Annotated in this window: 6 protein-coding genes; 5 read left to right on the top strand and 1 reads right to left on the bottom strand. The window is 34.1% G+C overall.

Annotated elements, in window-relative coordinates:
- Nucleotides 1-148: 148 nt before the first annotated feature.
- Nucleotides 149-787, top strand: a complete 639-nt coding sequence (locus FPG59_RS11995) for a sugar-binding protein (RefSeq protein WP_086454833.1) — start codon at nt 149-151, stop codon at nt 785-787.
- Between the two features lie 8 nt (nt 788-795).
- On the opposite strand, the gene FPG59_RS11990 is transcribed toward FPG59_RS11995, so the two are convergent.
- Nucleotides 796-1,836, bottom strand: coding sequence for a substrate-binding domain-containing protein (locus tag FPG59_RS11990; protein WP_086454832.1), 1,041 nt, complete (start codon nt 1,834-1,836; stop codon nt 796-798).
- Between the two features lie 309 nt (nt 1,837-2,145).
- Between FPG59_RS11990 and FPG59_RS11985 the strand changes: the two genes are divergently transcribed.
- From FPG59_RS11985 to nagB, 4 genes are read left to right on the top strand one after another with little or no spacing between them, the layout of a single operon-like run.
- Nucleotides 2,146-3,237, top strand: a complete 1,092-nt coding sequence (locus tag FPG59_RS11985; RefSeq protein WP_086454831.1) for a galactokinase family protein — start codon at nt 2,146-2,148, stop codon at nt 3,235-3,237.
- Between the two features lie 11 nt (nt 3,238-3,248).
- Nucleotides 3,249-4,124, top strand: a complete 876-nt coding sequence (locus FPG59_RS11980) for a sugar phosphate nucleotidyltransferase (protein WP_086454830.1) — start codon at nt 3,249-3,251, stop codon at nt 4,122-4,124.
- Nucleotides 4,125-4,142: 18 nt separating this feature from the next.
- Nucleotides 4,143-5,525, top strand: a complete 1,383-nt coding sequence (locus FPG59_RS11975) for a sugar MFS transporter (RefSeq protein ID WP_254906696.1) — start codon at nt 4,143-4,145, stop codon at nt 5,523-5,525.
- A 42-nt stretch (nt 5,526-5,567) separates the two neighbouring features.
- Nucleotides 5,568-7,496, top strand: coding sequence for a glucosamine-6-phosphate deaminase (gene nagB / locus FPG59_RS11970; RefSeq protein WP_086454829.1), 1,929 nt, complete (start codon nt 5,568-5,570; stop codon nt 7,494-7,496).
- Nucleotides 7,497-7,609 lie beyond the last annotated feature (113 nt).

Genomic DNA, 7,609 nt, shown 5'->3' with positions numbered 1-7,609 from the left:
AAGCTATCTCAACCTCCAATTTTGGAAAGGAGAAAATAAAAAATTTGACAAAGAGATTCACTCAAAATTCTTTTACCTATATTTCCAAAAAAAATATTCAAACACGCTATTAAGTAAAACGAAATACCACATAAAATAATTTCCGAAAATGAAAGAATATCAAGTACATTTAATTAAGGAAAAACAACTGATCATCTCTGGAAATGGTGATGATTTAGAATGGGATAATGCTCCGTTTTTAACTGATTTTTGTTCCCCATGGAGTACAGAAAAAGGCAAAGAAGTTATATTTAAAGCGCTTTGGGATCGGGAAAATTTGTTTTTTAATTTTACTGTCTTAGATACCGAAATCCACTTAGAAAAAAAGGATGACAGTATTGAAAGCATCGGAAACTCTGATCGAGTTGAACTTTTTTTTAGAACTGATGCCACAATGAATCCCTATTATTGTTTAGAAATAGACACTCAAAGTCGAGTAATGGATTTTATAGCCTATCCTGATAAGAATTTTGATTTCAATTGGAACTGGCCCAAGAATGATTTAATAGTTAAATCATCTGTAAAAGCTAATTCTTTTATTGTTGAGGGATCAATTAGTATTGAATCATTAAAAAGTTTAAGACTCATAAAAAACAACAGGATTGAAACCGGTATTTTTAGAGCTAAATACATCAAGAACCAAAATAAATCTTTTATACCTAACTGGATTACTTGGGTTAACCCAAATACAGAAACTCCAAATTTCCATATCGCTTCTTCCTTTGGTGTGTTAACTTTAAAAGAATAGATTATTTTTTACTCCATATAATACGAAGCATTTTCTGAGTTCACAATATCAATGGGCAAAAGAATCCTTTCTGGAATTTCTTTTTGAAAGAGAAAATATTCCACTAAGGAAGTTATTCCCAGATACGCTTGTCTTTTCTGGTTTTGATGAATGATAAAATCGATAAAGCCTTGATTTAAAAACGCAATATTTTCATCTATTAAATCATATCCTACCACTTTAATTTTATTGATTTTAAAGTCGCTTATTATTTTTGACATTTGATACGCTTTAGACGTAGTAACAAAAATTCCTGTCACATCTGGATTTTCATTCAAGAAAGTGTTGAAATTAAGTTCAACATTTGGATTTTTTAATTTTAAAGTGGAAATTGTGTATGCAGAATTTTGTTTCTCATTAAAATAAGTTCTAAATCCCCGCTCCTTTTCTTGCATGTGAATTGCATTTTTGTAGGTCTCATCAATATGAACAATAGCAATATGACCCGTACTAGTAATTGAATCTAATAATTTTGCTGCCACTCGCCCACTTCGGAATAAATCTTGACCAACAAAACTTTTCACAAAACTAGATTCGACCTGATTATTGAAGGTATTCACAATGATTTCTAACGAATTGTATTGCTCAATAACATCCACGGTTTCTTTATGAAATAAAGGCGCTATTAAAACCGCATCAGGAGCTAATTCTAATATGGCTTCATTTATTTTTAAAAAAGATTTCTTTTTTTCAGGATTAAAATAGAAGGTTTCAATTACCAAATTGTAGGCTTTGAATTCTTTTACCGCATCATTGATACCGTTCAAGCAAGAACGCCAATATGGATCAATTTCAGGATCAGGAAGTACAACACAAATACGATAAATCTTATTGTTTTTTAAATTTCTGGCAATAAGGTTGGGCTCGTAGTCTATTACTTTTAAAACTTCATTGACTTTGTCCAAAGCCGTTGGCGAAACTTTACCTCTTTTGTGTAAAACTCTATCAACAGTTCCTTTTGAAACACCAGCTAAATTAGCAATATCCTTTATTGTATATTTTTTATCCATATTGAGCAAATATATAAAAACTTTGCTTTATTTTTTTTGTAAGACTTAATTAACAAAGGATTGACTAATCTTGAGTTTCCATTCTTTTAATGCTATTACTAATCTTTTTATGAGTGAATTTTTTTAAACAATTCTAAAATGTGCTCGACAACATTAACAAAATGTGTTCGAGCACATTTTTTGTTTTTTTACTTGTTTTATTAGATTTTAATGTATAGTTTCGTAAAACCAAAGCTAAATAAACTGTTCGAATTGAACATAAAATTAGTCTTAAACCCTATTAAAACAGCGTTTTAACACCTCTAAAAAGTGAAAAAAATTATATCATTAGCTCCAGGACGAACATGTCTTTTTGGAGACCATCAAGACTATTTAGGTTTACCCGTGATAGCGTGTGCAATTAATCGAAATATAATACTAACTGCTGTTCAAAATGACACTTCAGTTTTCAAACTAAACATGGAGGATATTAATGAAGTTAGGATCATTGATATTCATGCTACATTTCCAGAATTAGCGCCTCGAGATTATTTTGCCTCTTCTCTAAGAGTTTTAAGACGGCATGGTTGCGTACCATCCGTAGGATACAATATCACTATTAATGGAGATATCCCGATCAATTCCGGAACCTCAAGTTCATCTGCTTTACTTATGGCTTGGATACATTTTTTGGTTACCGCTTTTGGAGTTGATGCCGAAATTACACCCGAATTTATTGCAAAAATGGGGTATGCTTCTGAAGTTTTAGAACACAGAGAGCCAGGCGGAATGATGGATCATTACAGCATCGGCATGGGTAATATTGTACACATTAACACCAAGGATCCTTTTTCATACAACATCATTGGCAACGAATTAAAAGGCTTAATAACTGGTGTTTCTGGTGTGCCCAAGGAAACAATTGGTTTAATAGGAGAATTAAAAGGAAATGCCTTAATAGCTATTGCCATTATTAAACAAAATTTCAAAGATTTTGATTTAAACACATCTGAAATTGAAGATTTAGATAAATATTACAATTACTTACCAGATCGTTTAATTCCTTTTTTTGAAGCAGCCATCAAAAATTACCATTATACAAAAGAGGCTTTAAAAGAATTTAAAAAAACCACTCCAGACTTAAAGAAAATTGGTGCTTTAATGAATCAACATCATGCTGTTTTAAGAGATTTATTAAAAATAACCGTCCCTAAAATTGACGCAATGATCAATGCGGCATTAAAAGCTGGAGCATATGGAGCAAAAATAGTTGGCTCAGGTGGCGGAGGAAGTATTGTGGTACTGGCTGAACCTGGAAATGAAGCTCCTGTAGTGGCAGCAATACTAGCTGCAGGCGCTATTGAAGCCTACACAGTAACCGTAGATCCTGGTGTGAGAATACTAGAAAACAGTAACATTTAAAAAAATTAAGTATGCATGAAAATCTAATAATTCTGGCTGGTGGTGCTTCTTCTAGAATGAAAAAACAAGTTATAGTTGATAATTTGAGTGAAGAAGAAATCACGCAGGCGAACGAAAGAAGTAAAGGATTAATTGGCGTTGGACCAAACGGAAGACCATTACTAGATTATCTTTTATTGAATGCTAAAAAAGCTGGATATAAAAATATCTATATCATTATTGGAGAACAAGGAGATTTATTCAAAGAGTTTTACGGAAGTAAAAACAGCAACAATAATTTCAATGGCTTAACGATTTCCTTTGCAACGCAATACATTCCCGAAGAGAGAATCAAACCATTTGGCACCGCTGATGCCTTATTCCAAGCTACTGAGCAATATCCTGAATTAAATTCTCAAGAGTATACGGTTTGTAATAGTGATAATTTATATTCTACCGAAGCCTTGTATGCACTTAGAAATACCTCTAGTCCAAATGCATTTATTAGTTATAATAGAGACTCAATGGAATTCCCATTGGAACGCATTTCCCGTTTTGCAATTGCAAAGCTCAATGAAAACAATCAATTACTAGATATTCTAGAAAAACCAACTGCAGAAGTTTTAGAAAGCTATAAAGACACCGAAGGAAAATTGAGAGTGAGCATGAACGCTTTTAAATTCAACGGAGCACTTATATATCCGTATTTAAAAAACTGTCCAGTTCATCCAGAAAGAGATGAAAAAGAATTGCCAACAGTACTTTTGAACGCACTAAAAGAGCATCCAAATACCACATTAGGAATTCCTTTTTCTGAACATGTTCCAGATTTAACAGCCAAAGAAGATATTACCGAGGTAAAAGACTATTTAAAGAAACACTATCCTGTACTCAACTGGGAATTGTAAAACCTATAAACTAATAACATGTTACAAAGTAAAAGCACCATAAATAATAAACTTGGGAAGACCTTGATTCCGATGGTTATTTTGACCTCATTATTTTTCATTTTAGGATTCGTAACTTGGTTGAATGGCCCACTAATTCCATTTTTTGAATTAGCCTGTGAGCTGTCTCCGTCTCAGGCTTATTTTGTAGCTTTTGCCTTTTACATTGCTTATTTTGTAATGGCCATTCCTTCCTCTTGGGTTATAGAAAAAGTAGGTTATAAAAACGGCGTTTCGGTAGGATTGGTTGTAATTGCTTTAGGAGCATTTATGTTTTACCCTGCAGCCGAAACACGCACTTTTCTGCTATTCCTCGTGGCTTTATTTGTTATGGGTACTGGTTTGGCAATTTTGCAAACAGCAGCAAATCCTTATGTAGTAGTTATAGGTCCTAGAGATAGCGCCGCAGCACGAATTAGTGTATTAGGAATTGCTAATAAACTAGCAGGGTTTATTGCGCCGCTAGTCTTGACAGCTTTGGTGTTATCAAACATGCAGGAGTATACAGCAGATAAAATTGCCATGCTTGATTTAGATGCTAAATCTGCCGTGTTAGATTCCCTTGCATTACAATTACAGATCCCCTATTTGTATATGGGTGCTATTATTCTTGTTTTGGCTGCTTTAGTCAAATTATCTCCGCTGCCGGAAATTGATCTGGATGGAGATGGAAAAGCGTTAAATCAAAGCGTCTTAAAACAAATTATAAATACTTTTAAATACCCTCAATTAGTTTTAGGTGTAATCACTTTGATGTTGTACTTGTCTGCCGAGGTTTTAGCAGGAGATTCAATTGGTGGTTTTGGAAAAAAATTAGGCATATATGGTGAAAATGGCAATTTTTATTTAAAACTAACTTCATTTACCATGACCGCAATGGTTATAGGATATATTTTGGGAATTACGTTAATACCTAAATATGTTTCGCAGGTTACAGCACTAAAAGCTTCGGGCATTCTCGGGTTAATTTTAGTACTATTAATTACCATGATTTCTCCCATTATAATGATTCAGTTGCCTGGATTACCTACTTTGCCTTTAGTTATTATTTTAGTCGCACTATTAGGACTAGCAAATGCTCTTTGCTGGCCTGCAATATGGCCCATGGCACTTCAAGATATGGGTGGATATACTAAAATAGCTAGTGCCATATTGATTATGGGAATCATTGGAGGTGCAATTTTTCCATTGCTTTATGGATATTTGGCGGAAACCATCAACTTAGCGAATGAAGCTAATGGTGTTACAGAAACAACAAAAAGCGGAAATCAACTTGCTTATCTAATTTTAATACCCTCATATTTGATGATCATTTTTTATGCGTTTAAAGGACACAAATACCGAAGCTGGTCCCGAAAATAATTCTCTGTTAAGAATAAAAATCAATTAAAAGCAAAACTGGCAATGTTAAAAAGTAAAATAGATAAGGCAACAGGGTTCGAAAAAAGGTTCGAAAATATTAATACAGTAGTTTTTGAAAATTCATCTGTGGCATCTAAAACGGTTGCACAACAAATAGCAACACTTATAAAGTGTAAACAAGAGCGTCAAGAATACTGCATTTTAGGCCTAGCAACAGGGTCTACGCCCAAAGGATTGTATGCAGAATTAGTGCGCCTACATAAAGAAGAAGGTTTGAGTTTTAAAAATGTAATTACATTCAACCTAGACGAATATTACCCCATGGAACCAGATTCTATAAACAGCTACGTTCGATTTATGAAAGAATTACTGTTAGATCAAGTTGATATCCTACCCGAAAATTATCATATTCCGGATGGAACCTTATCCAAAGAAGAAATTGCGGATTATTGTGCTAACTACGAAGCTAAGATAGAAGCTTTGGGTGGCATTGATTTGCAAGTTTTGGGTATTGGAGGAAACGGTCATATTGGCTTTAATGAATCTGGTTCTTTACAGAATTCAAAAACTAGATTGGTAGCATTAGATCACATTACCAGAGTGGCAGCAAGTGGTGATTTTTCTGGATTGGGAAATACACCTAGAACAGCAATCACGCTCGGCGTAAAAAAAATAATGCAATCCAAACAAGTAATTTTAATGGCTTGGGGCGAAGGAAAATCGAACATTATTAAAGCTTCTGTAGAAGGAATGGTAACCAATCAAATTCCTGCGTCCTTTTTACAAGAGCATAATAACGCTGTTTTTGTTCTAGATAAAGAGGCGTCTTCAAAACTAACACGAATTAATACGCCTTGGTTAGTGGAGAAAATTGTTTGGACAGATCGATTGACCAGAAAAGCAGTATTAGGGTTAGCACTTGATTTAAAAAAACCCATATTGATGCTTACCGATGCCGATTATATTGAGAACGGCATGAGCGATTTACTGGCTGATTCAGGACCAGCATACGATATCAACATCAAAATATTCAATAAATTACAAAATACAATTACCGGTTGGCCGGGAGGAAAACCAAATGCTGATGACTCCTATAGGCCCGAGAGAGCTGAACCAGCCAGAAAGAGAGTACTGATTTTTAGTCCGCATCCAGATGATGACATTATTAGTATGGGAGGAACTTTTATGCGCTTGCATCAACAAGGGCATGAAGTACATGTAGCCTACCAAACTTCAGGAAATATTGCTGTTGCTGATGATGAGGCACTTCGATTTGCTAGATTTGTGTGTGACTACAATGAAAAATTTGGAATAAAAAATAGTGAAGCAGAGGATATTTATAAAAAAGCGATTGCATTTCTTAAAAATAAAAAAGCGAGTGAAATAGACATTCCAGAAGTGCGCTACTTGAAAGGATTGATTCGAAAAGGAGAAGCTAGATCTACCAGTAATTTCGTTGGTTTGTCAGATGAGCAAATTCACTTCATGGAATTGCCTTTTTATGAAACAGGAGCAATTGAGAAAAAACCATTAGGAGAAATAGACATCCTATTGACCATGAAACTTATCCAAAAAATACAACCGCATCAAATATATGCCGCAGGTGATTTAGCTGATCCGCATGGAACGCATAAAGTATGTTTGGATGCCATTTTTGAAGCTGTAAAAGAATTGAAAACAAAAGATTTCATGAAAGATTGCTGGGTTTGGTTGTACAGAGGCGCTTGGCAGGAATGGGGAATCGACGAAATTGAAATGGCTGTACCCATGAGTCCAAATCAGGTACTAGATAAAAGACACGGAATTTTCAAGCACCAATCTCAAAAAGACGGAGTCGTATTCCAAGGGTCTGATTCTCGTGAATTTTGGCAAAGAGCGGAAGATAGAAATAGAGAAACAGCAGCAATGTATGTACAGTTAGGACTATCAAATTATGCTGCAATGGAGGCTTTTGTAAGATGGAAATATTAGATAAAAAAAATGTAAAATAGATATTTTTTTTGAATCACCAAATAAAGCTTTTATTAAAAATGAAACTATTGAAAATATTGAATTCTTTAATCAATTTGTCAATTGGTTAGAAG

The organism is Flavobacterium sp. FPG59, assembly GCF_002150205.1.
Classification (GTDB): domain Bacteria; phylum Bacteroidota; class Bacteroidia; order Flavobacteriales; family Flavobacteriaceae; genus Flavobacterium.
This window is presented reverse-complemented; position numbering and strand designations above follow the sequence as displayed.

Bases quoted from the DNA above. Each gene is read 5' to 3' on its own strand.
- FPG59_RS11980 (WP_086454830.1), top strand. From the start codon at position 3,249: ATGCATGAAAATCTAATAATTCTGGCTGGTGGTGCTTCTTCTAGAATG.
- FPG59_RS11995 (WP_086454833.1), top strand. From the start codon at position 149: ATGAAAGAATATCAAGTACATTTAATTAAGGAAAAACAACTGATCATC.
- nagB (WP_086454829.1), top strand. From the start codon at position 5,568: ATGTTAAAAAGTAAAATAGATAAGGCAACAGGGTTCGAAAAAAGGTTC.
- FPG59_RS11990 (WP_086454832.1), bottom strand. From the start codon at position 1,836: ATGGATAAAAAATATACAATAAAGGATATTGCTAATTTAGCTGGTGTT.
- FPG59_RS11975 (WP_254906696.1), top strand. From the start codon at position 4,143: ATGTTACAAAGTAAAAGCACCATAAATAATAAACTTGGGAAGACCTTG.